The sequence below is a fragment of the Bdellovibrio sp. CKG001 genome (assembly GCF_055397465.1).
The window spans coordinates 1,960,065-1,985,362 of the sequence record NZ_AP029173.1; the positions used below are offsets into that span (position 1 = coordinate 1,960,065).

The window sequence follows — 25,298 nt, forward strand, 5'->3', positions numbered from 1 at the left end:
TTACAGGAGACACTCATGAAGTGGAAGAATACTCTTAAAATCCTCACAATCAGCCTCGGACTTTGTTTTGTTATTTTAACAGCGCTGGGACTCTGGGGACTTTCCCGACTTCCATCTGCTTATCAGATCAAAAATGCTCTGGTCCCATCTGCTGTCAGTAAAGCTGCTGAAGAAAATGGCAGCGAATCAACTCAGACATCCACAGTGTCTCCGGGGAAAATGGCTTTGCAGGTGTTGCGCGATGATTTTGCCAATATCGAGCGGCCTCTGTCGGAAAGCTGCAAATACATCACCAAAGCTCCTGAAAGCACTTTCCTGAAAGATCCTGCCAACGCGACCTTCAGATTTTTCATCACAAGTCTTTATAACGACCATGATCCCGTGGTGGAAACGGCCGCCCCTGTGTTCCGCTATCTTTTCCGTTTACCCGGAATGAACGAAGTTGTGCCTGCTGTTCTGCAGTCTTCAGAAACAGAACAAGGCCTGCTGCCAAAGGCCCTGTTCTATTACCATCTTTACCAGGCTGGCAGCCATTTAAGTCGTCACCCGGAAAAACTCGATGAGATTCTGCAAAAAAGCTACAACCTGCACCATCTGGTTAAAGCGGCTTCCCAGAATGTGGGAATGACCAGTGATCCCGAGACACAGACTCTTTGCGAAGAACTGGAAAAAGAGCTGAACCAGCAAGAGTCCTTTGATGCCAACCAAACTGCAGAGCGAATGAGCGAATTCTTTGCCAAGAAAAATATCGACATCAAGACCCTGAACTATGATCCTCAATACAGATCAAAAACCCAGCTCCAGTTGTCTGGCAGCAAAGTGGGCGTGCAAGACACCTGGGTGGCCAAACTTTTCGCCAAGGATATTGAAGAACGCGAAAAAAGAAGAAAGAAAACCCACTAAGAGGAATCTCGTGTGAAGACTTTGCTGCTTGTTTCTTTCCTTGCGCTTTGTGGATGTCAAACAACCAGCACTGTGGCTAAACCCGAAGCTCTTAACAAAAAAGAACTGCGCGGCTATTTCACTCAGAACATTCCCCACCTTTCCTGGAGTTCCAAAGCCCGGACCAGCTCACTGGGGGGCCTCAGAGCTCCCTCGGCCCCGGTCAAGGTGCAGATTCTGGATACACGGGACTCTGAAGCTGCCGTGGCTGATAACTGGCAACAGGAAAAGCGCCTGAAATCCACCATCATCGCCTTCCCCTGGCAGAAACTGATGGATGAAGAGCAACACCCCCGCTCCGATGTCCGAGCCCAGCTTGAAAGTGCAGGTCTGCAAAAGTATGAGCTGCTGTTGATTCTTGCCGACACCGCCGAACGCGCCCGACGACTGGCTGAAATCACATCTCAAGCCGGCTTTTCAAAAACCAAGTACTACAACGCCCCCTACACGGGAATCGCCGACATCTTTGCAGAATAAAATTTATAGAGATCGCATAAAACCCTCAAGCGGGCTCGCCCGGAAAACGAACTTCGATCGGCTGAATTTGACGTCCTTGCAAGTCTAGGGTATGAAACCTCCACAGACGAGGACCCCATGGATGAACAACGCCTAATCAATATTGAAACGAAGATTGCGCATCAGGAATATCAACTGGAAGAGCTTCACCAGGTGATTTATCAACAACAGAAAACCATCGATAAACTGGAGATCCTGTTACAAGGCCTGACCACCCGTCTAAAAGAAGCCCTGGGGGATGGCGGCGAAGAGATTCGCGGCAACGAAAAGCCACCGCATTATTGATTCTTCCGAGGCACCAGGACCTGGAAATAATACATCGTCCAGAAAAGAACCCCGGAGGTGGCCACCGGAATCACAAAACCTCCGTGCCCAAAGAGGCTGAAGGCAAAGCCCCCGATAACCGAACCCAGACCAAAAAAGGCGATAATTCCCAAGCGCATCAGGTTGGCTTTAAGTTCCCCATCAAAAGCGATCTCTTTTTCAAGCTTACGATAATTCAGAAGACGACTTAGACCAATCCCCAGATCGGTTGTGATCCCTGTCAGGTGTGTCGTGCGGATGACCGAACGGGACACCGTGGTGATCGTGCCATTTTGAATACCGCAGATCAAACATAGCAAAATCAAAAGGGTATAGTCCCGTGACTCTCTGAGCGGCTCACCAAAGGTGCCGAAATATCCCAACAATCCCCCACCCGCGACGACCGCCGACAGGAAAAAGATCATACCAAAGCTGATATAGTATTTTGGCTTTTTATGCAGCTTCAGACGGACATCAACCAACAAACCACTAATCATGGCGCCAAACAGAAAGAACAACGGAACTGCCAGCATCCCCAGAGCCATATCAAAATCAAACTGGCTGATTTCATGCCCGAAGAAGGTGGCAAACCCGGTCACGTGAGAAACAAAGCGGTGACAGGCCATAAAGCCGCCAATATTCAGGATCCCAGCCTGCATTGCCATCAGCATCCAAATGCAGATGTTACTTCTTGTATAATGGGAAATGGATTCATTTCCATAAAGCATGTCTGGCCACCCGTTGGAAAAACCACCCTAGATCTAAATTCCTTTGTCTGACACCCGGTACACGGACAACTCCGGTGGGATCATCCCCTGTTGCTTCATCGCCTGCGGGTCGCGCAATTCGATTCGAACAGAATTGAATCCATGCCGATCGATAAAACGAATCACCGTCTCGTCACTTTCGTCATTGGCACCTGAAACAAAAAGATTCATATCAAACAGTGGACGGATCGCTCGTAAACGCAACACTCCGTCAGTAACATCCCATGTGCCCTGCCCGTCACCCAGGTTATCCACCTGATAATAGAACCTGCCATTGGCAAAAAGGGCCATACGCATCGGGTACTCAGCCCCCGTCTGCAGAAGCTTAAGCTGATCCAATCTATCAGAGGCACCACTGACGTCATCAGAAGGGTTCACAAAACGGCCATAAAAAGCCGCGTCCTTTTTACTGGCAGTCATCGAGGACATCGGCGCACACGCGGTGATTAACAGGGTAGCAGAAACAACAGCAATGAAAACAGCCTTGATCATAGATGCAATATCCTTATGGGAATAATAACTTAAGCCTACAACTTAAAATTTATAAGTCAAATCAAGAGGATGCATCCAAGGCCTCAGCCCAGCGCAAAGCGCCGCGCATTGACGTTGCCTTGTCCGGCTTTCTAAGATGGCGAACGAAAATTTAAGGAGCTCTCACGATGGCATTTCGCTGGATTGGCAAATCAGAAGACGGAAAAACAGTCACCCTTCGCCGCTTGGAAGACTGCAAACTCAACACCCCCGCCTATGCCACCACCACCTGGGTTCGCGACAACGCTGATATCGTCCGCTTCGGCGCCATTTTGGATGTGGAAACCACGGGCCTCAATCAGACAGAAGATCAGATCATCGAGATCGGCATCCGCCAATTCATCTTCAACAAAAACTCTGGCGAAGTCCTGGCTGTGACCAAGTCTTATTCCAGCTTTCAGGACCCGGGTCGCCCCATCTCCGCAGAAATTCAGGACCTAACCGGCATCACTGATGAAATGGTGGCCGGGAAACAGATCGACTGGGCCGAGGTGGATAAAATTTTAGGCGAATGTCAGCTGATCATTGCTCACAACGCGAAATTCGACCGTCCGTTCATTGACCGCAAATCGAAAATCTCGACTGAAAAAGTCTGGGCTTGCTCTTACAAACAAATCGACTGGGCTGCCAAGGGCTTTTCCAGCACCAAACTTGAGCTTCTGAATATCTATCACGGTTTCTTCACCGATTCACATCGTGCCATCAATGACGTGGATGCCCTGCTTTATCTGCTCAGTCTGGAAGAAGAAAAAACCAACAAACCCTATTTACTGGAGCTTATCACCAACGCCCGTCGTTTAATGACCCAGGTGATTGCGACAGCGGCTCCGTTTGAATCCAAGGATCACCTAAAGACTCGCGGCTACAATTGGGACAGCGTCAATCGCTTCTGGCACAAGATCATTTTTAAGGACGAAGTTCCTCATGAAACCAAATGGCTGGAAGAGACCGTTTATGTCGGCCCCTTCGGAGGCATGACCCGCGACATTGCACTGGTGGATGCGTTTAAAAACTGACTCTGAATAAGCTGGACCCTTTGGTGACTTTTAACACTACCAGACCTCTAAGTGATCTTTCGTTAGCGACGATGATAAGATGAAGATGCTGGAGGCAACGTATGGAAGTAGATACGATGCGATCACTGGAACTTATCAAAGACATCTACAATGTCGACCAGTTGCTTTCAGGAAAGGCCTATATCCAAGAGCTTGTTCATCGGCTGGCAACGGCCCTGAACGTAAAGTGTGTTATGGTAGGCCACGCGCTGGAGCCGGAACGAAAACGCATCCAGACGGACTATCTGTGGGCAGCGGACAAATTTGTTCCAAATGTCATCTATGACCTGGCCGAAAGCCCTTGCAACGAAGTGATCTGCGGAACACGCGTGAAACACTACAACTCTGAAGTTCAACTGACTTTTCCATCTGACAAGATGCTGAGAGAAATGAGCATCGAATCTTACATCGGGGCCCCCTTTCTGCACACCGACGGGGGCCTGATTGGTCTTTTGGTGATCATGGATGAAAAGCCGTTCAAAAATCCGATCATGCTTTCCTCAGTGGTGGAGTTTTTTGCGGCACGCATTGGAGCGGAGTATCGGCGCCTGGCGGTGGAAGAGTCCCAACTGCGCATAAAAGAAAAGCTGGAACAATTGGTTCAGGAAAGAACAAGAGAATTACAACAAGCGTTTGCCTCACTCCAGCAAACGCAAAAACAACTTATTTCTCAGGAAAAGCTGGCCACCATCGGGCGCATCACTCTTGGCATTGCTCATGAATTAAAGAATCCTCTGAACATCATAATCAATGCGGCGGGAATTCTGCAAACAGAGGATCTGGATAAAGACTCATTCAAAAAAGTCGCTACCATGATTCAGCAGCACAGTTTGCGCGCCAATGACATCATCACTAATATGCTCAAACAAGCACGCCAAGAGCCCAACCAAAAAGCCGAGTGGGTTGATCTTTCCGCAGTGCTTGAACAAGCTGTGGACATCCACCTTCGCTCTATCACCAATACCGAGCTGCGCTCCCGTTTGCAGAAACACATTGCCATATCTCCGGCCATTAAAGCCTGTCTTTGGGATGTTCCGGGGATTGAACGCGTTCTTATAAATATAATTGATAACGCCCTCTATGCAATGACCGAAAAAATGCGAAGGATCGGCACACCCTACACACCTGAAATACAGGTCACCCTGACACAAGAATCTGAATTCTGTCGAATTATAGTGCGCGACAATGGAACTGGCATCGCCCGGAAACATCTTCCCAAGGTCTGCGATGAGTTTTACACAACCAAACCCGCCGGGGAAGGAACCGGATTGGGACTTTGGATCGCCAAGCAGATTATCGAAAAAAACAGGGGCACCTTGAGCATCTCCAGCGAAGAGGGCTTCTTCACCGAGATCACCATCGAGCTGCCAAAATCGGCCAACGCAAATCAACAGGAACTGCCCTGATTAAACATGAGTCCATTAATTATCTTCACCACTATTCCGGACCCCAAAGTTTTGCGAATTAACATCAACGAACCGCAGGAAAAAGACAGTCGCATCATGTAGTGTAAAGGAATATGGCGTCCACCTGACTTGACGAATCTCAGATCGACACCATGTTTTCGATAGCCCCTTTAATTCGGGTGGAAATGAGGTAGATGTGTCTTACGTATCTGGCTTCGTCCCGGTGATCCCTCTGAAGAATTCTGTGTTGTTTCCCGACATAAGTATGCCTTTACGGATTGGACGAGAAAAAAGTATTTCTGCGCTTCAAAAAGCTCTGCGCGACAACCATTGGGTGATTCTTTTAACGCAAAAAGATCCCAACGCTTCCGTCAGTGGCATTGAAGACCTTTATCAAGTGGGAACCTTGGCAAAAGTGGAATCTTTCCGCATGGATGCCGACGGAAGTTATAATATTTTTGTAAAAGCTCACCAACGTGTGCGAGTTGTGCAAAGTCAGGAAAGCGACGGACATCTGCAAGTTCAAACTGAGGCTTTGGAGGATACCAGTCGACTGGATAAGAAAACAGAGGAAGCCCTCCTGGCAAGTTTGCGTCAACTCAGCGATGATCTGTTGGATTTATTACCCGGAAATACAAGACAAATCCGTGAGATGATTGCTGAAATTGAAGATCTTTCGACACTTGTCAATATGTGTGCAGCCTATGCGGATATCAGTCTTACGGACAAACAAGAGGTCCTTGAAATCACTTCGTTGAAAGATCGGGCCTTGAAGCTTCTGGATCGCCTTCAGGAACTCAAAGAGCGTCTGAAAATTCAGCGCGGCATCCGCGACAAACTTCAGGAAAGCTTCCAGCAAAATCAGAAGGAAAGCATCTTGCGCGAACAAATGCGCGTGATTCGCGAAGAACTTGGCGACAATGAAGGCGAAGATCTTTTCGCGAAGTTCAAGGAAAAGATTGAGAAATCCGGCATGCCGCAGGAAGCGATGGATCTGGCGCGCAATCAGTTGAAGCGCTTGGAAACTTCCAATTCCGCGTCTCCGGAATATCAGATGATTCGCACTCATCTGGAGCTTATGACTTCTTTGCCTTGGAATCAGTCTTCGGCGCAGCAGGAAATTGACCTTGAAGCGGCGGAGCGCATACTCAATGAAGATCACTATGGTCTGGATAAGATCAAAAAAAGAATCCTGCAACACCTGGCAGTTATGAAACTGCGAAAGTCCCATCAAGGTTCCATTCTGCTTTTCATTGGTCCTCCGGGCGTAGGCAAAACCTCACTGGGTAAAAGTATTGCTCGAGCCTTGGGCAAAAAATACGTTCGCGTCGCCTTGGGGGGCGTGCGTGATGATGCGGAAATCCGCGGTCACCGCCGCACCTATATTGGCGCGCTTCCGGGGCGAATCATATCGGCCATTAAAAAGGCTGGAGAAAATGATCCCGTCTTCATCCTGGATGAGATCGACAAGCTCACCCGCGGATTCGGGGGCGATCCTGCCAGTGCCATGCTCGAGGTTCTGGACCCTGAACAAAACAACAGCTTCCAAGATCACTATCTGGACACACCATTTGATCTGTCGAAGGTCTTCTTTATCGCCACGGCCAACTCTTTGGAAGGCATTCCCCTGCCGCTTCTGGACCGTATGGAGGTGATTGATCTGAGCGGTTACACAATTGATGAAAAGCGCCAAATCGCTCGCAACCACCTGTGGCCAAAGCAGCTTGTTGAACACGGGTTGAGCGAAGGTCAACTGCGTATCACAGACGAGGCCCTGACAAAACTTCTAACCCATTACACCCGCGAGGCCGGAGTGCGTGATCTGCAAAGAAAGATCGCCACGATCTGCAAACACATGAGCCTTAAAATTGTCCAGGCCGCTGCTCTTCCACTTATGGTGGAAGAAAAAGACCTGGAAGAAATTTTCGGGGCAGAGAGATTCTCAGCGGATATGATCGGCAGTCTGTTGCCACCAGGAGTGGTGACGGGTCTTGCCTGGACTCCAGTGGGTGGCGATATCCTGTTCATCGAATCCGCACAGATGCCGGGCCAAGGTCAATTGCTGCTGACCGGCCAACTGGGTGAGGTGATGCAGGAATCTGCAAAGATCGCCTTGAGTCTTCTGAAATCGCGCCTGCCAATCCTGAATCCACTCTTGGACTTCAGTAAAAAGGACATTCACGTGCACGTCCCTGCCGGAGCCATCCCGAAAGATGGGCCCTCCGCCGGCGTGACCATGCTGACTTCAATTGCTTCCTTGTTACTGAACAAACCCGTGGATCCAAAGCTGGCAATGACCGGTGAAATCTCACTGCGTGGCAGTGTCATGCCTGTGGGTGGAATCAAAGAAAAGGTTATTGCCGCACATCGAGCGGGCGTGCAGGAAGTTCTACTGTGCCGAAGAAATGAAAAGGATCTGAAAGAAATTCCGGAAGACATTCGCAAAGACCTGCGCTTCCATTTTGTGGAAGACGTCAACGAAGTTCTAAAGATCACCCTTGGAGTGGATCTGCCACGCTGGGATCAGCCCCAACAGCTGCCCCCGCCTCCGCTTAGTTCCACAGACGCAGGGACATAAAACTGGTGACAATGGCAATAACGGCTGTCAGGGGAAGACCGATTTTCAGGAAATCCACAAAGCGGTAATTCCCCGGCCCCAGAATCAATAAATTCCCATGATGACCGATCGGAGTCAGAAAAGATGCAACGGCTCCGACGGTCACACACGCCACCGCCGCCGTCGGCGAGACATTGGCCGCCTTAGCAAAGGCCACCGCAATAGGTGCAATCAGAACCGTGGTGGCAGAGTCCGACAGGATCTGAGTCAACAATCCCGCGGCAACAAAGAACGTCAGCATGATCACCCAAGGATCCCAGTGAGAAATCATGCCCGACAGATTTTTTGCAAAGATCCCCGCCAAACCCGTGTTTTCCATAGCCAGCCCCAGAGGAATCACCCCTGCGATCATCACGAATATTTTCACTTCGATGGATTCATAGGCATTTCGCAAGGACACACACTTCGTAAGAACCATCATCACAGCCCCTGTTAAAAAAGAAATATGCGGCGGAAGAATTTCTGTTGCTGCCATAATCACCGAGACCAGCATAATAACGCCCGCAAGAGGGGCTTTGTTTCTCTTCTTCGGTCGAACCTGCATGGGAAACAGTAAAAGAAAATCGCTGCTCTGATGAATCTCGTCCAGTTGATCTTCATACCCCCATAAGATAATCAGATCCCCCTCTTTCAGGCGCACCTGAGAGATTTCATGATAGATCCAACCATCCTTTCGCCATAGCGCAATCACCAGGACACCTAAGGTGCGAAGAAAATCAACCTCTCCGATGGTTTTACCAACGAAGGGCGACTGAGGAGAAATAAGACCTTGCACAATCATGGGCTCTTCGGTTTTCTTCGCTGGGTCCCCACTTTGCACCTCTTCGCCGTATTTCTTTACGGTCCTAAGAGCCAATCCTGTTTTCTCATCCACAGATAAAAGTTCGTCTGGCGACGTCTTGACCAAAATAATGTCCTGCTCTTGCAAAACAAAATCAGAATCCAAAGTGGAAATACGTTTTCCGTAGCGCTTGACACCCACAATCTCAAAACGTTTGACATTCTCCTTCTGAAACTGAGCAAGCCCCATGCCCAGCCATTGGGATTTTTCAGTGACAATCAGCTCGGTAAAGACTTCATCAATTCTGAATTTGTCGTCTTGCCGATCGCGTCCGGACGTCTTGGGAAGAACCCAGAGCATTAACAAAATAAAAACAACTCCCACCCCAACCAGCACAGAACCCAGAGGAGTGACCTCGAAAAGACGCAAACCCGGCTCGCCGGAACGCTTAAGAACGTTGTTTGCCAGCAAAAAAGCCGGAGCACCGATCAATGTCATTGTGGTCCCCAAAGAGGCCGCCGTCGCCATCGGAATCAACAGCCTGGATGACGGCATATTGTGTTCACGGCACATTCGCATCACAATCGGAAGCATCATCGCCGTTACCATCAGGTGGTGAGTGAAGGCCGAAAGGCCCGCCACCGTCACCATGATCACCAGATTGGCCAGCCATTGATTTCTGCCAGCAAATTTTCCCACAGCGTTGCCGATGGCATCTGTCAGTCCCGTGGCGGTAAGACCTGATGACAGGACAAACACCGCCGCCACAATCAGGGCGGGCTCACTGGCAAAACCGGAAAAGGCCTCTTTAGGATCCAGAACACGGGTGATGGCAAGCGCCAGGATGATCAAAATCCCAATCAAATCCACGCTCAGCTTTTCACTGATAAAGAGATACAAAGCACCGGCCAAGATGAACAAAAACATGATCTGATTTAAATCCATAACGATGATTATGAGTTCACCAGGACTCAAGAGCCAAATTTCATCTTGGCAAACTCATCTCCGATTTTGTAATGGCCAGAACGAGCGCTGTCGTGGGCCGCCGAGTCTCAAAATGAGAGCTTCAACCTAACACTGTTAGAAATCTCTAGACACCTGTTCAGGGACTTTCAGCGCCAGAGCCCTTTAATTCATTTCTAAGCTGGCAGAATGCTTGCTTTACAGTCGGGAAAGCAAAAACAAAAGGGGGCTTTCGCATGAATACACAAGTCTTTATCACGGGTCAGAGTCGCATTCCCACAGCACTAAAAAAAGATCCGACACTCAGCTGCGCACTGATTGAAAATCCATACGATCTGCGTTCCGCATTAAGCGGTGATGAAGGGGATAAAATTGTCGTGGTCTTCCTGCCTTTTTTAGAAGTGCGTCACTTTGACCTATACAGCTTTCTTCAAAAAAGCATCCAGAACGTAAAGATCTTTTTTGTTGTGAATGAGCTTTCCAGCAATATGAAAATTCGCCTGAAACACAACAATGACTTTGTCGTTCTGTGGAAAACCGAGGAAAACAACCTGCCCAAGGACATTCATGCCTATCTGGAAGGACGCCAACTGGAATTGCGTCAGGACAAACGAGAAACCCAGGATACACGCGCCATGCTGAGTCCCTCCATGCTGCCTTTGGGCGTGGAAAATCGCGGCTTTCAACCCATTCTAGGGGGGGCTTTTGAAAACATCTCGCTGAACGGCTCTTGCCTTAAAATTAAGGCTCCGTTTTATGCGAAGAAGGACTTTATCAACCTCACCTACCAGAACAAACAGGGCGAATATGTCTCTGTGGAAGGGCAAGTCCGATGGTCAAAATGGAATGAGGCCGAACAATCCCAAGAGCTGGGCGTACAGTTCCTGACACAGGCCTGAAACATATTGCCTCCCCCTCTAAACTGTGCGTTGATTGAGAGGCGGAGGCTTCTCTATGAAACAACTGATTGTGCTTTCACTGACTTTATTTATGTCGCAGTCTTTTGCGATGACAAGAACTATCACCGTCAATGGCCATGGTTCCGTGAACTCTTATTGCAATGCCAACAGCGGTAGTTTTTGTTTTAATGACATCAAAAGAAGATCCGAGAGCGATGCTGAACGTGACGCTCGCTGGGCTTGTGAGATGACCCATCGTGGCCGCTCGTTGACCTACACGCTCTTTACAAACACATTCTGCTCGCCAAGTTATCTGCCGCCTCAGCATGACGGCACCTGGGTCAACTGCCGAACAGATGCACGCATGCAGTGTGAGGTTCAAAACTAAAACTTATGTCAGACAAGAATATTTTTAACGGCATCCCTAACGTAATGCACTCAGAACCTGCCATCGAATGTAACTTTGATGAATTTAAAAAGGTCGTCGAAAGCCGACGCTCGGTCCGTCACTACACGCAAGAGCCCATTCCAGATGAGATCGTCCAGGAGTGTTTGCGCTTAGCCTTGTTGGCCCCGAACTCCTCAAACCTGCAGCCTTGGGAATTCTATTGGGTGCGCTCTGAAGACAAGATTAAGAAACTTAAAGCCTTCTGCCTGAATCAGCCAGCCGCCAGAACCGCGCCGACTTTAATCGCCTGCGTGGCCCGACCGGATCTGTGGCAACGCGGCCAGCACATCAATCAGCAATACTTTGCAAACCGCCCGGACACCCCTAAAAGTGTCCATGCATATTACAACAAACTTGTGCCATTCGTGTATGGCAACGGTCCTTTGCATATTCTGGCTCCGTTTAAATCTCTAGTGGTCGCGATTCTGGGCCTTTTCAGAGTGATGCCCCGCGGCCCCTTTGGTCGATCCGGAAATCTTCTTTGGGCGACCAAGACCACGGCTCTAGCCTGTGAGAATCTGATGCTGGCTTTCAGAGCCGCAGGATTTGACAGTTGCCCTATGGAGGGCTTCGATGAAGTTCGCGTCAAAGATCTTTTGAATCTGCCCTCAGAAGCATCCGTCACAATGATCATCAGTGCCGGCAAAAGATCCCCGCAAGGGATTTACAGCGAGCGCATCCGCGGAGCTCAGGATTTGTTTATCAAAAAGGTATAACCAGCTATGACTTCTTTTACAAAAAACCAATGGGTGAATCTGATTCTGCTCGTGCTACTGACCGCTGCTTTTGCCTTTATCAATTTTCCGTTCCTGACGCCGCTGGTGCTTGCCGGCATCTTTGCCTTGGGACTGAATGATTTTATTGAAAAACTCAGCAAAAAACGCTGGGGTCGCAAAACCTGGACTCTGCTGACTTTGTTCGCGGGATTGTTGCTGCTTTGGGTTCCCCTGGCTTTGGCCATCTATCGCATCATTGTCTACATCAACAAACCTCAGAACATTGAAACCGATAAAATCGTGGCGCAGGTTCACAATCTTAAAGACTACACCCTGAACGGCCTGCAAAAGTTATCCGATTGGACCGGAACAGACCTGGCCGGACCCGCTCGCGACGTCATGGAAAGCATTCTGCAAAAAGTCGGCAGCGGGTTGTTACAGCATTCCACGGACCTGCTGGGGCAGCTTCCTGCCATCCTGCTGATGAGCTTTGTCTTTATCATCGCACTGATGGTACTTTTAATGAAAGCCGCGGAGATCCGGGAGCTGACTTTGAAATTCACCCCGCTCAAGCCGGGAGCAACAGAACCACTGATTGAAATCTGCAAAAAAAGCTGTTCCGTGACGCTGTTTTCAACCTTGGTCATCGGACTGATTCAGGCCTGCGTGATTGGATTGGGAAGTCTGATTTTTGGCGAAGGCGATTTCTGGCTGGTCGTCACTGTCACCTTCTTTGTTTCTTTCATTCCGGTGATTGGCGCCGCCCCGGTGGGATACCTGCTAAGTCTTCTGGCCTTTATCGGTGACCGTACCGGATCCGCAATCGGGCTTTTCATTGTTGCCACTATCGCGGGAAGCATCGACAACATATTAAAACCCTTCATGGTGGGAGGCGAACAAAAGATCTCTCCTGTCATCGGATTCACCTGCGTGGTCGGAGCGATCATCATGATGGGGCTTCCCGGACTTATCATTGGACCGGTGATCATGAATCTTTTCGTGGGAATCTCACCCTTGCTGATGAAGGACCTGTAAGCAGGATCAAAACGGCAACAGCAAAAAGCCTCTCATTTCTGAGAGGCTTTTTTGTTTCTACAATTTGCGAATAACTGATTTGAAGAAATCATTTCCTTTATCATCCACAATAATAAAGGCCGGGAAGTCTTTCACTTCGATCTTCCACACTGATTCCATGCCTAGTTCCGGGAAGTCCAAAACCTCCACCTTGGTAATGCATTCCTTACCCAAACGAGCCGCAGGACCACCAATAGATCCCAGATAGAATCCACCGTATTGCTTGCAGGCTTCAGTCACCTGAGGGCTGCGGTTTCCCTTACCAAGCATGATCATCGACGCCCCCAAACTTTGGAAGGTTCCCACGTAAGGGTCCATACGTTCACTGGTTGTCGGACCGAAAGAGCCTGACGCATAACCCTTTGGTGTCTTTGCTGGACCAGCATAATAAACCGCATATTGCTTAAAGTATTCCGGCACACCTTCTCCGCGATCGACTTTTTCTTTCAGCTTCGCATGCGCAATATCACGTGCGACGATCATGGGACCGTTTAACATCACGCGGGTTGCCACTTTCTGGGCAGAAAGAATCTTCAAGGTCTCGGCCATCGGCTTGTTCAAATCAATTTCAATGGCTTCCGCCCCGGCATCCTTGAGGTGATTGGGCAAATACTGCTCAGGATGAAGCTCCAACTGCTCCAGGAAAATACCCTCGCGAGTAATCTTGCCTTTGATGTTGCGGTCCGCAGAACAGCTGACCCCCACACCAATCGGGCAGCTGGCGCCGTGTCGCGGAAGACGAATCACACGCACATCGTGCACAAAGTACTTGCCACCAAACTGGGCGCCAATGCCCGTCTCACGCGCCCATTGCTCGACTTGTTTTTCCATTTCAAGATCACGATAGGCACGTCCCCCTTCGTTTCCGGACGTCGGCAAACCATCCAGATATCCCGCTGAGGCATATTTCACAATTTTCAAGGTCTCTTCCGCCGAGGTTCCACCAACACAGAATGCCAGATGGTACGGAGGACACGCAGCAGTACCCAGGGAATTCAAAGTTTCGCGAACGAACTTTTCAAATCCTTCAGGATTCAGCACGGCCTTGGTCTTCTGATACAGATAAGATTTGTTGGCACTGCCCCCACCCTTCGCCAGGAACAGGAAGTTGTATTCATCACCCTGCTCCGAGTAGATGTCGATCTGCGCCGGAAGATTGCTGCCCGTGTTTTTTTCTTCAAAGAAAGATATCGGGGCCATTTGCGAGAAACGCAGGTTTCTTTTTTGATAAGTGTTGTAAATCCCCTTGGACAGGAACTCCTTGTCATCAACACCGGTAAAGACGCGCTCGCCTTTTTTCCCAACCACAATCGCGGTTCCCGTATCCTGACAGGAAGGGAATTCCATTTGTGCGGCGATCACGGCATTGCGAAGCAAATCCACCGCGACGAAGCGGTCATTGGCCGATGCTTCAGGGTCCTGTAGAATTTTTTCCAACTTCTCCAGATGTTTGGGGCGCAGCAGATGGGACACGTCGCTCAGCGCTTCCTGGGCTAACAATTCCAGAGCTTCCGGCTCGACCACCAGAATTTCACGGTCTCCCATCTTTTCCACGCGCACATGGTCAGAAGAGATCTTTTTGTATTGAGTTGTATCTTTTTGTTTTTCGTAGAGGGGGAAGTATTTAAATGACATGCATTGAAAGTAGCATCGCGTCGTGTTCGCGCGCAAGCCTCGGTAGGCTGTGTTAGGTGGGCTGTTTGATGGGACTTTGTGAGCCGCGATTGCGGCGGTTTTGGGACCGGGTCTCTCTTCGCTGGAGAGTGGTCAAGGACCTACCGAGGTTCGAAGGGATCTTTTCGATGTCTCCTTCTGAAACCCAACATATCGCCCTGGACCTATAAGCACAAAGTCATAATTTTTAGATTTTCCATAAGTTTTGCTTATGGATAACCTCAAACTCCAAACAAACAAATCCCCGAGTGAAAAGCGTGAACTTTTTGCAGTGTGCCATAGGGGCCCGCAAAGAAAAAATCCTAACATCGCCGCCGAACCGCGGTTTCCCCGCGTCCTAACCAAATCTTAAAATAACTTCAGCGCAAACTCAGGCTGTTTAGATTGCCAATCGCTCATTTTTCCTTTAGCTTCCTCGAAATTTTACCGGAGGTTCCATGGCATTACTACTCGTCAGCGCCTGTCTGTTCGCGGTTATTTTCTTGTACTTCAAGAACAATCCGCTGGGACATTCACGCAAGTTCATGATTCGTCGTTTCGTTAATTGGTTCCCCCTAGGGATGACCTATGCCTTCCTTTACATGGGACGATATAATCTGAACGTTTCCAAGAATGCCTTGGGCGACATGATGACCAAGGAACAATTCGGCATCATCTTCGCAGCCGGTACAATCACTTATGGTCTTTCCTTCCTGCTCAATGGCCCCATCGTCGACAAGATCGGCGGAAAAAGAGGCATCATCATCGCCGCTTTGGGATCTTCCATCATGAATCTTTTGATGGCGGGTGCGACCTATCTTTACATGATGGGAACTTTGAAAACCAACATCGTGGTTGCCTACTCCACACTCTTTGCGCTGAACATGTTCTTCCAGTCCTACGGCGCGGTTTCCATTATCAAAGTCAAAGCCTATTGGTTCCACGTTCGTGAACGCGGTGTCTTCGGTGCGATCTTTGGTACATTGATTTCCTTCGGGGTTTACTTCGCGTTTGACTGGGGTCAGGCCATTGTTGAAGCGTCCAAGCTGACCCTGGATCACGAACCAACAGCCTTCCAAAGCTTCATCCGCCACATCTTTGCGATCGACACAGGCGTGACCAATGCGACGTGGCTGGTGTTTGCAATTCCAGCATTCCTGCTTCTGTGCTGGGCATTGATTGACTTCGTTCTTCTAAAAGACTCTCCGGCGGAAGCGAACTTCGGCGACTTCGACACGGCCGATGCCTCCTCTGACTATGACGATGCCAATGTTAAAATCACCATCGGTTTCATGCTAAAAAAGATCTTCACAAACCCAGTGATGATCACCATCGCCCTGGTGGATTTCACTTCCGGCGTTTTGCGTAACGGTATCATGCAATGGTACCTGGTCTTTGCACACGAAATGAAAAACAAAGACGCTATCTTCTTTGAAGGCTCCCAGTTCTTCATTAAAAACTGGGGTCTATTGCTGTGCATGACCGGCATCTTTGGTGGCTTTATGGCCGGTATCATCTCAGACCGCATGTTCCAGTCCCGCCGTGGACCTCCAGCAGCCATCAACAACTTCATTATGATTCTTCTTTTGATCGTCATGGCTTTCAACCTGATGAGCAATCCAACGGTTGTCGGTATTGCCGCGGTGATGATCACCCTGACTGTTATCGGCGTTCACTCTTTGATGTCCGGAACCGCTGCGGCTGACTTCGGTGGTAAAAAGATGACAGCCACAGCCTCCGGTATTGTGGATGGTTGCGTGTACCTGGGTTCTGGTATCCAGTCCTTGGCCATCGGTTATCTGTCACACAAAAGCTGGTCTTACTGGCCATTGTTCCTGATTCCATTTGCTATTATGGGTCTTCTTCTTTCCTTGCGTATGTGGAATGAACTTCCTAAGGCGACCAAGAAGTATATCGAAGAAATCGAGAAAGCCGAGGAAAAGGCACAAAAACGTGGCACTACCACGGCGATGTCCTCGTCCTCTGATCCAGCAACAACCACTTAGTTTGTGGTTTTACACAAGTAATGACAAAGCCCACCTCTTGGTGGGCTTTTTTCGTTTTATACCGCCCCACAGGCTCTTGTTTCCCAACAAGAACCCAGGACAGACCCTTGCCGCCTCCCCACCCTGCACAGGCAAAATAAGAGCAGGGAGGTTCTATGAGAATCATCTGGGCTTTAGATGCATTTGAGGACAACAAAGAACTCAACCAAAAGATGGCGGACTATCTGACTCAGATCCACAAAGCCACTCTGGCTGAAATCGAACCTCTGTACCTTCTACGGGAAAACGAAATCGTCCTTCCGACTTACGAAGTTCCTGCCTGGGTCACGGATCATTCCCAAACAGCCGAATCTCTTTTCCGCGAAGTTTTAACAGACTACAATCTGCCCTTTTTGAAGGATCCCAAGGTTATTCCCCACGCCTCACAATCCCACGCCGGGGCCGCGGAGACCCTGTCCCATTATGCCGCCCGGACCCAAACAGATTTGATTGTCGTAGGCAGCCACGGACGCCAGGGGATTCAACGTTTTATGCTGGGAAGTTTTGCTGAAAGCTTGCTGTTGCAAAGCGAAGTCCCCGTCTGCGTGATCGGGCCTCACTCATCCCACACTCACACGACAAAAAACATTCTATTCCCAACAGAGTTTGGAGAGCACTCAAAGGACAATTTCCGCCACACGCTCGAGCTAGCAAAAAAACTGCGTGCCAGCATCACATTGCTTCACGCCATCCCAAGACCGATCGAAAGTTTGTTTGAACTGGACACACGACCTCACGTCTATAACTACAAAGGCAAAATGCTATCTCTGGAACAGATTGTAGAACTCACCATTGAATCCCAAAGCCATCGCGCCCAGCACTGGGTGGATTGGGCCGAAAAAGAAGGCGTTCGGGCTCAGTTTATTATCGACAGCACATTTAAGGAGGTCGACGAGCTGATCTTGGCTGCAGTTGAAAAAAACGAGGTGGATCTGATTGTAATGGAGGCTCAGAGTGGCCCTCTCAGTGCGGCACTACTGGGAAGTTACACGCGAAATGTCGTTCGCAAATCCAGCTGTCCGGTGTACGTGCTGACTCGTCGCTTTTATGACAAACAAGAGGACCGTTTCGCAGAACCGGCCCCCTAGTTTAAAAAATTAACCACGCACCTGAGACGGACGCATGGATGCTGGAAGTTTTTTGTAGATATTGTTCAAATGAGTTTTCAAAGTGGCTTTCGAAATGAAAAGCTTTTCAGAAATTGCCGCATTGGTCATTCCCTGTAAAACCATCTGCATGATTCTAATTTCACTCTTGGTCAAGCCGCGCTCGCGGAAGTAAGCTTCCTGCTTCTGGAACTTTTCTTCGCTTTCATCCAAAGGATAAAGCATTGTTGTGATTTTATCACCGTCGTTAACAATCAAAGCGTCAACCTTGTGACCTTCAATTTCCGTCGCTTTGAATAACTTCATCCCTTCAGAAATCGCAGAACACTCTTCGATCGTGCGATACAAAGTCATACAGGTCTTTGAACACTGCTGCCCCATCATGTTGCCACAGGTGCGAATGGAGTTGTCGTTCTGGAACAACACGCGCTTTTCTTGGTCTTTTACGCACAATCCCAGCTTCGTTCCCAGATTGGCAAAATGTTCTAAATTTCTCTGTTCATCCATAACATCCCCTGTTCTTGCCTTGATTGTGCAAAGAAAGGCGACGGCAATCTATGACCGCAATCATAAGTCCGACAAAAATCTCATATCCAACAAAACATACAATTGTTCGCAATCCCATATACTTAGGCAGCTTAATAGGGCCTTTTAAAATGTGAGGTCATGGGCCTCAAAGCCCGTTTTGCATCGCGACGGAGGAGGCTTATACAACAAACCATTTGCTACCTAAGAATGCTGGATTTGCATATTAATTAGGCTGAATCCTGAACCGAGTTTTAAAGTTTTGCTCTCAAAGAATTCGTGACTCCGCAGAAAAAAGTGATCTTATCTACCGAAAATCATCTCAAACATAATGTTTTGCTCTGATTTATACTGCTTTTTGATTACCATTAGGTAATGTATCTCTAATTTACCCTGTTCGAACCAGAATAAGACGATAGTTTGTGTTTCATGTTAAGAATTCGTAAAGACGTACTTCCCCAGAGGACTTAGGTATCATATTCTGATACTTAAGGAACTAGTATTGAATTACAATCCCCGATGACCGAATATGAACACGAGCCAAGTTTACAAACCTCAAAAGGAGGAAACTATGGGTGCAGCTCCACAAACTCACACGAATACAGACAAGAAGTACATGCTGAAAATCCCCGTTCAAAAACGTTCCAAAGAGACGGTGGCAAGCATTGTTGAATCCTGCGCAAGACTTCTGGTCCAAGAACCCTACCACGCCATAACGACCGACAAGATTGCTGAAATGGCCGGCGTGAGCATCGGTTCTCTTTATCAGTTCTTTGCCAACAAAGAAGCGATCGTTGCTGCGGTGATTGACGATCTTCTGCAAAAGGATCTGGCGTACATTGAAGAAAAATTGGCTCATCTTCAATCTCCGGACCTGGATGCAAAGATTCATGCTTTCATTGACATCGGCTTCACACGCTTCCACGACAACCGCCCGCTGAGAACTGCCTTGCAGGGCGTTCAGGGAATGCTGGATTACTGGGAAACACGCCGCGTGTTCTTTGAACACTACCAAAAAGCGGTTCTTGCCCACATGCCGGTTTACCCAGGTCGCGACCGTGAGATGATGGCTTTGTTCGTCGTATCCTGCTTTAACAACATTCTGCAACTAGGCCTTTTGGGTCCACAGTCTCCAGAACACGAAGAAGCAATAAAAAAAGAAGTCTTCACTCTGTTCAGCAGATATCTGAAGCCTTAAAAAAGACTTGCGTCCTTGAAGCCTCCTCGTATCCTTAATCCAAGGCGAGGAGGCTTTTTTATGCTAAAAAAAATCAAAACCAGTTTCACGGATTCCATGGGAATTGACTTCCCCATCATCGCCGCACCCATGTTTTTGGTCAGCAATACAGACATCGTTGTCGAAGCCAGCGAGGCCGGTGGCGTTGGCACCTTCCCCGCGCTGAACTATCGCCCCATCGAACAGTACGCCGAAGCATTGAAAAACATCAAAAGCCGCACAAAAAAGCCCATCGGCGTGAATGTCATCGTTAACAAAAGCAACACCCGTCAGGCCCAGGACATCAAGGTCGCCCTGGATCACGGTGTGGACCTTTTTATCACCTCCCTGGGAAGCCCCAAGTCGGTCATTCAAGATGCGCACAAAAATGGCGCTAAAGTACTTTGCGACGTCACCAATCTTGAGCACGCCCTGAAGGTGCAGGATCTTGGCGCTGATGGCGTCATTGCCGTCGGTGCAGGTGCTGGTGGACATGCCGGCCCGATATCTCCGCTTGTACTGATTCCCTGGTTAAAAACAGAACTGCAGATTCCGATTATTGCCGCCGGGGGCATCGCTCATGGCTCGATGATTGCGGCCTGCCTGGCCCTGGGAGCAGCTGGCGTCAGCGTGGGCACCCGCTTTATCGCTAGCCGCGAGGCACAAGTGGATGCGTCTTATAAAGAGGCCATCGTGAAGTCGACACCAGAAGATATTGTCATGACCACACGGGTGTCTGGGACACCTGCGGCCGTCATCAACACGCCTTATGTGCAAAAACTTGGAACAGAACTTCCGTGGGCCATGAAAGTCCTCAAGGACAACAAAATGACCAAAAAATACATGGTGCCGCTGATTCATCTCATGGGAATGAAATCCCTGGAAGAAGCCGCCAGCAAACCCACATGGAAAACCGTCTGGACAGCCGGCCAGTCCGTGGGCCTGGTGGACGACATCCTGAGCGTTCGCGAAATCTACGCCAAACTCATCAACGAATATGATGAGAGCGTGAAGAATCTGTCCACCTTAGGACTTCAGTGATCGATTGCGCACAGAAAGAGTGAGCTCGTAGGTCATGACGGGCTCACTTGGATTCACCGAAGGCACCACGGCGTAGCCCTTCATTTTTCTTTCGATGCGTTCGGGATTGGTCTTGGCCTCTTCAATCAAAGACTTCACAGCTTCCACTTCATCACAAATAAAGTGAACATCCCCGGCCGCACGCTTTAAGTACTGAGCAGTAAAATCCTTAAAGACAAAATCAATCTTCATTTTACTTTCAGTGATGGCCGCCACCGCTGCCGCCGCGATTGAAAGCTCCGCCCCGATCCCCAGAGCACCAAAGTACATGGAGTTCAGGTGATTCTTCGTGCGATACCCCAGAGGAATTTTCAGCACAAATCTTTTGTCGCCAGCCTCAACCACGCGAGGACTCACAAACAACACCAGTGGAATTTTCATTAGACCATATAGATGGACAAACAGAGTGAATTTGAGATTTTTAGTATTCATATTTAAATCTTAGGACCGCAGCCCAGAGATGGACCAGCACTTTTACCTGACACCTCGACCTTTTTGACAAAACGCGAAAGAAGGAGTCTACTAAAGACAAACAGGATGTCCGTGAACAGTTCCGAACTCTCCTGTTCTCATCCCCTCTTCCTCACGGACTCCTGCCTTTTCCTCGACCCCTTGACACTGGCCTTCAAAGGAGAGGATATAAGTGTGAGGGGTCTTTTCATTCATGAAGCCAACGCCGAAAAAAATTAAATTCCTGGACCGTTGGACACCGCAAGTCTTGCGTGAGGCCAAACAGATCTTCCGCGAAAGTGGACTTAAAGGTGTGATTCGGCGCTATGGATGGAAGTTCTTTGCGATCTTCTTTGCGTACTATTTAATCCGCGATGTGACGATCTACATTCTTATTCCATGGTATATCGCCCGGAATCTGATGTAAGAGCGTCAGCCTAGATTTCAATCCCCAACAGGAAGCTTCCCACCAGGGCCAAAAAAACGGCAAATGCCATGATGGCAAGTCCTCGATCCTTTTGTTTAACAAACAAAATACCAGTCATCAGAACCCGAACCAATGGCAAACAAACCAGCGTCACCAAGCCAAACAAAGAGATCATCAGGGCTCGATCATTCGTCACCAGGGCCCAATGAATACTTTCGATCAAGGGACGAGGTTCATATGTTGTGAAGGTTCGCAGGTTGTCCCCGTCGCGAAACCACATCCACATCCAGCCCAGCAACAGAAAAAGACCGGAAAAAAGAACACCGCCTCTTAAGATCTGACTGATGATCAACTCCAGCTCGTGAAGAGAATCCTTTTTTGGAGACTCCTGGCTCATCTCAACCCCTTGATGATCATTTGGATGGAAACAATACTTAACACCACCACAAAAATCTGACGAATACGAACGGCCGGGATTTTCACCATGGCCTTCGCCCCCACAAAAGAGCCTATGATAATACCCACAGCCACGGGGGCAGCAATCTCAGGACGAACATCACCACGCAACAGATACGCCCCCGCACTGGCAGAAGCCGTCACACCAATCATGAAGTTGGAGGTCGCAGAAGACACCTTAATAGGCAGTCTCATCGCCCCATCCATTGCCAGCACCTTGAAGATCCCACTGCCAATCCCCAAAAGCGCTGACATCACACCCGCACCAAACATGGCAAACAGACCCAAAGGGACATTCTGGACCTTGTAGGGAAGCATGCGGTGATCCTGCTCTGGATACTCTCCGTCCAGCTTCAGTTTCTCAGCCCAAGGATGGTTGACTGTGGAAATATGCTCTCCGCGCCGACGCAACATCATCACTGCAGAAAAGAACAAAAAGACCCCGAACAGAAGGAATAAAAACTGTGCTTTGATATAAGAAGAAATCAAAAAACCAACGATGGCGCCACTGACAGTGCCCACTTCCAGAAAAACAGCCAGACGAAGATTGGTTAAAGAGTCCTTGAGATAACTGGCCGCCGCCCCTGAGGACGTCGCCACAATTGAAATCAAACTTGCTGCAATCGCGTACCGAATGTCGATGTGATAAACCAAAGTCAAAACCGGAACGATGATAATCCCACCACCAAGCCCCAGAAGAGCTCCCAGAAACCCGGCGGAAACAGATGTAATCAGCAGCAATATTTCAGGCATCAGACGAGCCCACTTCCTTTACTGGGCACACTCATACAGGCGCACCAAACGGGCTCCGAAGAAAGTGTCCTTTTTCGTAAATTGCCATGGTGGATATGGAAGGAAAACGGCTTCCGCACACTGTCCTGGCTGAGCCACAGCCCACTGACGGTCTTCTGAAGATGACGTGTAGATTTCACCTGTTTTGGTGTCCTTAATGCCGATGGCAAAAGAAAACACCTGAGATGTGATATTCCCCTCTGCACGTGTCAGCAGAGCCACCGGGATCTCCACACGCTCAACACTTGTGATTTGCCCCACTACAGTCTTGGAGAAAATGACACTGTAATTAGCCAAAATCACCCACAAAAGAACACCTACAATCAACAGAACCAGAACAAACTTCGTAAACTTCCAAATTGTTGCCATATCCAAGGCTTATCGGTAAGTTTTAAACACGTCAACAAAAAGGACCCCCGTGTTTTCCAAACAAGAAAAAGTTCTTCTCGCGATCCTGGCCTCCATCCAGTTCAGCTCTATCGTGGATTTCATGATCATGATGCCTCTGGGGCCGCAGTTGATGCGAATGTTCGCGATCAATCCGCACCACTTCGGACTCCTCGTGTCATCATACACCTTCTTTGCAGGACTCAGTGGCTTTGCGGCTTCTTTCTTTTTAGATAAATTTGACCGTAAAACCAGCCTGCTCTTTTTCTTCGTCGGTTTCGCATTGGGAACCATCGCCTGTGGGCTGTCGCCAAACTATGAACTCTTGCTCTTTGCGCGCGGCCTGACCGGTGTCTTCGGTGGCGTGTTGGGCTCCCTGGTTCTTTCCATTGTCAGTGATGCCATCACCTATGAACGCCGGGGCAGCGCCATGGGAGTCATCATGACTTCCTTCTCGATGGCCTCCATTCTGGGAGTTCCCTTCAGTCTGTTCCTGGCCAACAAATACAACTGGCATGCTCCGTTTCTATTTCTGGGCGGAACATCGTTGATTCTTTGCGGAATCATCTGGCTTAAAATACCGTCCATGCGAATGCATCTGCAAGGACCGCAAAACAAAGAACCTTTGTGGAATACCCTGACTCGAATTGGTAAAAATAAAAATCAGCGCCGCGCTCTGTACTTCATGTCCTCGGTGATGTTCGGTCACTTTGCCATCATTCCTTTCCTGTCGCCGTCTCTGGTGGCCAATGCCGGTCTGACCGAGGCTCAACTGCCGCTGATGTATATGATCGGTGGCGCCTTCACGATCTTTTCCTCTCCGTTTATTGGCCGCCTGGCAGATCGTTTCGGCAAACACCGTGTGTTTCTGTGGGGGGCTCTGGTGACTCTCATCCCCTATGCCGTGATTACCAATCTGGGGAAATCCCCGCTGTGGGTGGTTCTAGCCATCTGCGCTTTCTTCTTTGTTGTTTCCGGAGGACGCATGATCCCGGCCACCGCCCTGGTTTCAGGAACGGCACGCCCTCAGAATCGTGGAAGCTTTATGAGCATTGTCAGCTGCGTGCAGCAGCTGTCTTCGGCTGTGTCCAGCTATATTGCCGGACTGATTGTCACAACAGGCACCGATGGCCGACTTGAGCACTATTCCGTGGTGGGATATATCGCCATTGCCTTCACGTTTGTGGCTATTTTCCTGTCACGGAGAATTGAGGCGATTGAAGGCGGCGACCAGGAGCCGAAAGCCCACCTTGCTGAACCCGTTATTTAATCTTTAATTTTTTGTCTTAGAGTTTTTGTTTCTGAGTGCTTGCGTTTGCTGTCAAGGCGCTTGCGCACCGAGCTTCTGCTGGGCCTTGTGGCCACACGTTTTTTCGGCACAAAAAGGGCCTTGCGCAAAATGGCGTGCAAACGCGCGATACATTCGGAACGATTCTGATCCTGATCGCGATGAACATCACTGCGAATCACCAAATCCCCGTCTTCGGTCAACTGGCCCGCCAACTTTTCCAGCAGGCGTATTTTTAGTTCTTCAGAAAGAACCTGAGACGCGAACAAATTCCACCGCAGAATCGCCGCCGAATTGGTGCGATTCACATTCTGCCCCCCAGGCCCGCGGGAACGGGCATAGGTGAAGTCCATTTCTGCAAAAGGAATTTGCGGGGTGATCATTACTGAGGACTCTCAAACTGCGACTGACCCTCGCCGATTTTCTGATCATTTAAAAAGACCTGATAGTGAATCGGAGACGCTTTGACGATCATGGCACTGACCCCGCAGTACTTTGTCATGGAAAGATTCACCGCCTTCATCGCCTGATCCGGCTTGATATCCGTCCCCTGAATGCGGAACTGCAACTCGACAGTGGTGAAAATAGACGGATGCCCTGCCGTGGTGTCTGTTTCTGCGTTCACATCGCAGGACTGAAGATTGAGTCTCATTTTTTTCAGGATGGAAACCACATCCATACCAGTGCAGCCACAGATTCCGGCCAAAACCAGCTCTTTAGGACTTGGTCCTTGGTCCTTACCACCAAAATCGGCTTTTGCGTCCATCGTCACCTTATGAGCGCGAATCTGCGATTCAAAGCCCATCTCCCCTGTCCACTTTGTTTGACACGCCATATGACCCATTTCTGCCTCCT

At 49.1% G+C, this 25,298-nt stretch carries 27 protein-coding genes; 16 read left to right on the plus strand and 11 right to left on the minus strand.

Annotation, left to right across the window (positions count from 1 at the left end):
* Positions 1-15: 15 nt before the first annotated feature.
* From ACZ50P_RS09465 to ACZ50P_RS09475, 3 genes are all read left to right on the plus strand, one after another.
* Positions 16-903: a hypothetical protein gene (locus tag ACZ50P_RS09465; RefSeq protein WP_464130784.1), complete on the plus strand. Its 888-nt coding sequence runs from the start codon at positions 16-18 to the stop codon at positions 901-903.
* Positions 904-915: 12 nt separating this feature from the next.
* Positions 916-1,419, plus strand: a complete 504-nt coding sequence (locus ACZ50P_RS09470) for a hypothetical protein (protein WP_464130785.1) — start codon at positions 916-918, stop codon at positions 1,417-1,419.
* Between the two features lie 117 nt (positions 1,420-1,536).
* A complete protein-coding gene (locus ACZ50P_RS09475) occupies positions 1,537-1,743 on the plus strand; it encodes a SlyX family protein (protein WP_464121372.1) in 207 nt (68 codons plus the stop codon).
* On the opposite strand, the gene ACZ50P_RS09480 is transcribed toward ACZ50P_RS09475, so the two are convergent.
* Positions 1,737-2,489: a YoaK family protein gene (locus tag ACZ50P_RS09480; RefSeq protein WP_464121373.1), complete on the minus strand. Its 753-nt coding sequence runs from the start codon at positions 2,487-2,489 to the stop codon at positions 1,737-1,739. The genes ACZ50P_RS09475 and ACZ50P_RS09480 overlap by 7 nt on opposite strands.
* A 33-nt stretch (positions 2,490-2,522) precedes the next feature.
* Positions 2,523-3,020 (minus strand): transposase, encoded by a 498-nt coding sequence (locus ACZ50P_RS09485; protein WP_464130786.1) that lies wholly within the window; start codon positions 3,018-3,020, stop codon positions 2,523-2,525.
* A 167-nt stretch (positions 3,021-3,187) separates the two neighbouring features.
* Here ACZ50P_RS09485 and ACZ50P_RS09490 point away from each other — a divergent pair, with 167 nt between their 5' ends.
* From ACZ50P_RS09490 to lon, 3 genes are all read left to right on the plus strand, one after another.
* Positions 3,188-4,075, plus strand: a complete 888-nt coding sequence (locus tag ACZ50P_RS09490) for a 3'-5' exonuclease (protein ID WP_464130788.1) — start codon at positions 3,188-3,190, stop codon at positions 4,073-4,075.
* A gap of 101 nt (positions 4,076-4,176) precedes the next feature.
* Positions 4,177-5,520 carry a sensor histidine kinase gene (locus ACZ50P_RS09495; protein WP_464130789.1) on the plus strand — a complete coding sequence of 448 codons (1,344 nt, stop codon included), beginning with the start codon at positions 4,177-4,179 and terminating at the stop codon, positions 5,518-5,520.
* 196 nt (positions 5,521-5,716) lie between these two features.
* Complete coding sequence (lon, locus tag ACZ50P_RS09500) at positions 5,717-8,098, plus strand: endopeptidase La (protein ID WP_464130791.1); 2,382 nt, start codon at positions 5,717-5,719, stop codon at positions 8,096-8,098.
* On the opposite strand, the gene ACZ50P_RS09505 is transcribed toward lon, so the two are convergent.
* Positions 8,073-9,863, minus strand: a complete 1,791-nt coding sequence (locus ACZ50P_RS09505) for an SLC13 family permease (RefSeq protein ID WP_464130793.1) — start codon at positions 9,861-9,863, stop codon at positions 8,073-8,075. The genes lon and ACZ50P_RS09505 overlap by 26 nt on opposite strands.
* A 254-nt stretch (positions 9,864-10,117) precedes the next feature.
* Here ACZ50P_RS09505 and ACZ50P_RS09510 point away from each other — a divergent pair, with 254 nt between their 5' ends.
* Genes ACZ50P_RS09510 through ACZ50P_RS09525 form a run of 4 tightly spaced genes read left to right on the plus strand, consistent with a single transcriptional unit; the run spans position 10,118 to position 12,979 of the window.
* Positions 10,118-10,780: a PilZ domain-containing protein gene (locus tag ACZ50P_RS09510; protein ID WP_464116964.1), complete on the plus strand. Its 663-nt coding sequence runs from the start codon at positions 10,118-10,120 to the stop codon at positions 10,778-10,780.
* 55 nt (positions 10,781-10,835) lie between these two features.
* The gene (locus ACZ50P_RS09515) at positions 10,836-11,168 is read left to right on the plus strand and encodes a hypothetical protein (RefSeq protein WP_464116965.1); all 333 of its coding nucleotides are present in this window, start codon (positions 10,836-10,838) and stop codon (positions 11,166-11,168) included.
* 5 nt (positions 11,169-11,173) lie between these two features.
* Entirely contained in the window at positions 11,174-11,944 is a 771-nt protein-coding gene (locus ACZ50P_RS09520; RefSeq protein ID WP_464116966.1) for a nitroreductase family protein, read from the plus strand.
* 6 nt (positions 11,945-11,950) lie between these two features.
* Positions 11,951-12,979: an AI-2E family transporter gene (locus tag ACZ50P_RS09525; protein WP_464116967.1), complete on the plus strand. Its 1,029-nt coding sequence runs from the start codon at positions 11,951-11,953 to the stop codon at positions 12,977-12,979.
* 57 nt (positions 12,980-13,036) lie between these two features.
* On the opposite strand, the gene ACZ50P_RS09530 is transcribed toward ACZ50P_RS09525, so the two are convergent.
* Complete coding sequence (locus tag ACZ50P_RS09530) at positions 13,037-14,653, minus strand: fumarate hydratase (RefSeq protein WP_464130795.1); 1,617 nt, start codon at positions 14,651-14,653, stop codon at positions 13,037-13,039.
* A gap of 476 nt (positions 14,654-15,129) precedes the next feature.
* Between ACZ50P_RS09530 and ACZ50P_RS09535 the strand changes: the two genes are divergently transcribed.
* On the plus strand, positions 15,130-16,677 hold the full coding sequence (locus tag ACZ50P_RS09535; RefSeq protein WP_464116969.1) for an MFS transporter: 1,548 nt from the start codon (positions 15,130-15,132) through the stop codon (positions 16,675-16,677).
* A 155-nt stretch (positions 16,678-16,832) separates the two neighbouring features.
* Positions 16,833-17,804 (plus strand): universal stress protein, encoded by a 972-nt coding sequence (locus tag ACZ50P_RS09540; RefSeq protein ID WP_464130796.1) that lies wholly within the window; start codon positions 16,833-16,835, stop codon positions 17,802-17,804.
* Positions 17,805-17,813: 9 nt separating this feature from the next.
* Here ACZ50P_RS09540 and ACZ50P_RS09545 read toward each other — a convergent pair whose 3' ends face one another.
* Entirely contained in the window at positions 17,814-18,329 is a 516-nt protein-coding gene (locus ACZ50P_RS09545) for a helix-turn-helix domain-containing protein (RefSeq protein WP_464116971.1), read from the minus strand.
* 589 nt (positions 18,330-18,918) lie between these two features.
* Here ACZ50P_RS09545 and ACZ50P_RS09550 point away from each other — a divergent pair.
* Together ACZ50P_RS09550 and ACZ50P_RS09555 are read left to right on the plus strand one after the other, a co-directional pair.
* The gene (locus ACZ50P_RS09550; RefSeq protein WP_464116972.1) at positions 18,919-19,545 is read left to right on the plus strand and encodes a TetR/AcrR family transcriptional regulator; all 627 of its coding nucleotides are present in this window, start codon (positions 18,919-18,921) and stop codon (positions 19,543-19,545) included.
* Between the two features lie 60 nt (positions 19,546-19,605).
* Entirely contained in the window at positions 19,606-20,604 is a 999-nt protein-coding gene (locus ACZ50P_RS09555; RefSeq protein ID WP_464130797.1) for an NAD(P)H-dependent flavin oxidoreductase, read from the plus strand.
* On the opposite strand, the gene ACZ50P_RS09560 is transcribed toward ACZ50P_RS09555, so the two are convergent.
* Positions 20,590-21,024, minus strand: a complete 435-nt coding sequence (locus ACZ50P_RS09560) for a DUF4442 domain-containing protein (RefSeq protein WP_464130798.1) — start codon at positions 21,022-21,024, stop codon at positions 20,590-20,592. The genes ACZ50P_RS09555 and ACZ50P_RS09560 overlap by 15 nt on opposite strands.
* A gap of 283 nt (positions 21,025-21,307) precedes the next feature.
* Here ACZ50P_RS09560 and ACZ50P_RS09565 point away from each other — a divergent pair, with 283 nt between their 5' ends.
* The gene (locus tag ACZ50P_RS09565; protein ID WP_464130800.1) at positions 21,308-21,520 is read left to right on the plus strand and encodes a hypothetical protein; all 213 of its coding nucleotides are present in this window, start codon (positions 21,308-21,310) and stop codon (positions 21,518-21,520) included.
* A 10-nt stretch (positions 21,521-21,530) separates the two neighbouring features.
* Here ACZ50P_RS09565 and ACZ50P_RS09570 read toward each other — a convergent pair whose 3' ends face one another.
* From ACZ50P_RS09570 to ACZ50P_RS09580, 3 genes are read right to left on the minus strand one after another with little or no spacing between them, the layout of a single operon-like run.
* The gene (locus ACZ50P_RS09570) at positions 21,531-21,917 is read right to left on the minus strand and encodes a DUF1634 domain-containing protein (protein ID WP_464130801.1); all 387 of its coding nucleotides are present in this window, start codon (positions 21,915-21,917) and stop codon (positions 21,531-21,533) included.
* Entirely contained in the window at positions 21,914-22,729 is an 816-nt protein-coding gene (locus tag ACZ50P_RS09575; protein ID WP_464130803.1) for a sulfite exporter TauE/SafE family protein, read from the minus strand. Before ACZ50P_RS09575 ends, ACZ50P_RS09570 begins: the two co-directional genes overlap by 4 nt.
* An 18-nt stretch (positions 22,730-22,747) precedes the next feature.
* Positions 22,748-23,137, minus strand: coding sequence for a hypothetical protein (locus ACZ50P_RS09580; RefSeq protein ID WP_464116978.1), 390 nt, complete (start codon positions 23,135-23,137; stop codon positions 22,748-22,750).
* 49 nt (positions 23,138-23,186) lie between these two features.
* Between ACZ50P_RS09580 and ACZ50P_RS09585 the strand changes: the two genes are divergently transcribed.
* Positions 23,187-24,425 carry an MFS transporter gene (locus ACZ50P_RS09585; RefSeq protein WP_464116979.1) on the plus strand — a complete coding sequence of 413 codons (1,239 nt, stop codon included), beginning with the start codon at positions 23,187-23,189 and terminating at the stop codon, positions 24,423-24,425.
* Here ACZ50P_RS09585 and arfB read toward each other — a convergent pair.
* Positions 24,422-24,826, minus strand: a complete 405-nt coding sequence (arfB, locus tag ACZ50P_RS09590; protein WP_464116980.1) for an alternative ribosome rescue aminoacyl-tRNA hydrolase ArfB — start codon at positions 24,824-24,826, stop codon at positions 24,422-24,424. The two genes, ACZ50P_RS09585 and arfB, sit on opposite strands and share 4 nt — an antisense overlap.
* Entirely contained in the window at positions 24,826-25,278 is a 453-nt protein-coding gene (locus ACZ50P_RS09595; protein WP_464130805.1) for an OsmC family protein, read from the minus strand. Before ACZ50P_RS09595 ends, arfB begins: the two co-directional genes overlap by 1 nt.
* Positions 25,279-25,298 lie beyond the last annotated feature (20 nt).

Excerpts from the sequence above, each read along its gene's own strand:
- ACZ50P_RS09595 (WP_464130805.1), bottom strand. The coding sequence starts at position 25,278 with ATGGCGTGTCAAACAAAGTGGACAGGGGAGATGGGCTTTGAATCGCAG.
- ACZ50P_RS09555 (WP_464130797.1), top strand. The coding sequence starts at position 19,606 with ATGCTAAAAAAAATCAAAACCAGTTTCACGGATTCCATGGGAATTGAC.
- ACZ50P_RS09475 (WP_464121372.1), top strand. The coding sequence starts at position 1,537 with ATGGATGAACAACGCCTAATCAATATTGAAACGAAGATTGCGCATCAG.
- ACZ50P_RS09465 (WP_464130784.1), top strand. The coding sequence starts at position 16 with ATGAAGTGGAAGAATACTCTTAAAATCCTCACAATCAGCCTCGGACTT.
- ACZ50P_RS09495 (WP_464130789.1), top strand. The coding sequence starts at position 4,177 with ATGGAAGTAGATACGATGCGATCACTGGAACTTATCAAAGACATCTAC.
- ACZ50P_RS09580 (WP_464116978.1), bottom strand. The coding sequence starts at position 23,137 with ATGGCAACAATTTGGAAGTTTACGAAGTTTGTTCTGGTTCTGTTGATT.
- ACZ50P_RS09510 (WP_464116964.1), top strand. The coding sequence starts at position 10,118 with ATGAATACACAAGTCTTTATCACGGGTCAGAGTCGCATTCCCACAGCA.
- ACZ50P_RS09480 (WP_464121373.1), bottom strand. The coding sequence starts at position 2,489 with ATGCTTTATGGAAATGAATCCATTTCCCATTATACAAGAAGTAACATC.
- ACZ50P_RS09575 (WP_464130803.1), bottom strand. The coding sequence starts at position 22,729 with ATGCCTGAAATATTGCTGCTGATTACATCTGTTTCCGCCGGGTTTCTG.
- ACZ50P_RS09505 (WP_464130793.1), bottom strand. The coding sequence starts at position 9,863 with ATGGATTTAAATCAGATCATGTTTTTGTTCATCTTGGCCGGTGCTTTG.
- ACZ50P_RS09515 (WP_464116965.1), top strand. The coding sequence starts at position 10,836 with ATGAAACAACTGATTGTGCTTTCACTGACTTTATTTATGTCGCAGTCT.
- ACZ50P_RS09485 (WP_464130786.1), bottom strand. The coding sequence starts at position 3,020 with ATGATCAAGGCTGTTTTCATTGCTGTTGTTTCTGCTACCCTGTTAATC.
- ACZ50P_RS09520 (WP_464116966.1), top strand. The coding sequence starts at position 11,174 with ATGTCAGACAAGAATATTTTTAACGGCATCCCTAACGTAATGCACTCA.
- arfB (WP_464116980.1), bottom strand. The coding sequence starts at position 24,826 with ATGATCACCCCGCAAATTCCTTTTGCAGAAATGGACTTCACCTATGCC.
- ACZ50P_RS09540 (WP_464130796.1), top strand. The coding sequence starts at position 16,833 with ATGAGAATCATCTGGGCTTTAGATGCATTTGAGGACAACAAAGAACTC.
- ACZ50P_RS09535 (WP_464116969.1), top strand. The coding sequence starts at position 15,130 with ATGGCATTACTACTCGTCAGCGCCTGTCTGTTCGCGGTTATTTTCTTG.
- ACZ50P_RS09530 (WP_464130795.1), bottom strand. The coding sequence starts at position 14,653 with ATGTCATTTAAATACTTCCCCCTCTACGAAAAACAAAAAGATACAACT.
- ACZ50P_RS09550 (WP_464116972.1), top strand. The coding sequence starts at position 18,919 with ATGGGTGCAGCTCCACAAACTCACACGAATACAGACAAGAAGTACATG.
- ACZ50P_RS09570 (WP_464130801.1), bottom strand. The coding sequence starts at position 21,917 with ATGAGCCAGGAGTCTCCAAAAAAGGATTCTCTTCACGAGCTGGAGTTG.
- ACZ50P_RS09490 (WP_464130788.1), top strand. The coding sequence starts at position 3,188 with ATGGCATTTCGCTGGATTGGCAAATCAGAAGACGGAAAAACAGTCACC.
- ACZ50P_RS09545 (WP_464116971.1), bottom strand. The coding sequence starts at position 18,329 with ATGGATGAACAGAGAAATTTAGAACATTTTGCCAATCTGGGAACGAAG.
- ACZ50P_RS09525 (WP_464116967.1), top strand. The coding sequence starts at position 11,951 with ATGACTTCTTTTACAAAAAACCAATGGGTGAATCTGATTCTGCTCGTG.
- ACZ50P_RS09565 (WP_464130800.1), top strand. The coding sequence starts at position 21,308 with ATGAAGCCAACGCCGAAAAAAATTAAATTCCTGGACCGTTGGACACCG.
- ACZ50P_RS09560 (WP_464130798.1), bottom strand. The coding sequence starts at position 21,024 with ATGAAAATTCCACTGGTGTTGTTTGTGAGTCCTCGCGTGGTTGAGGCT.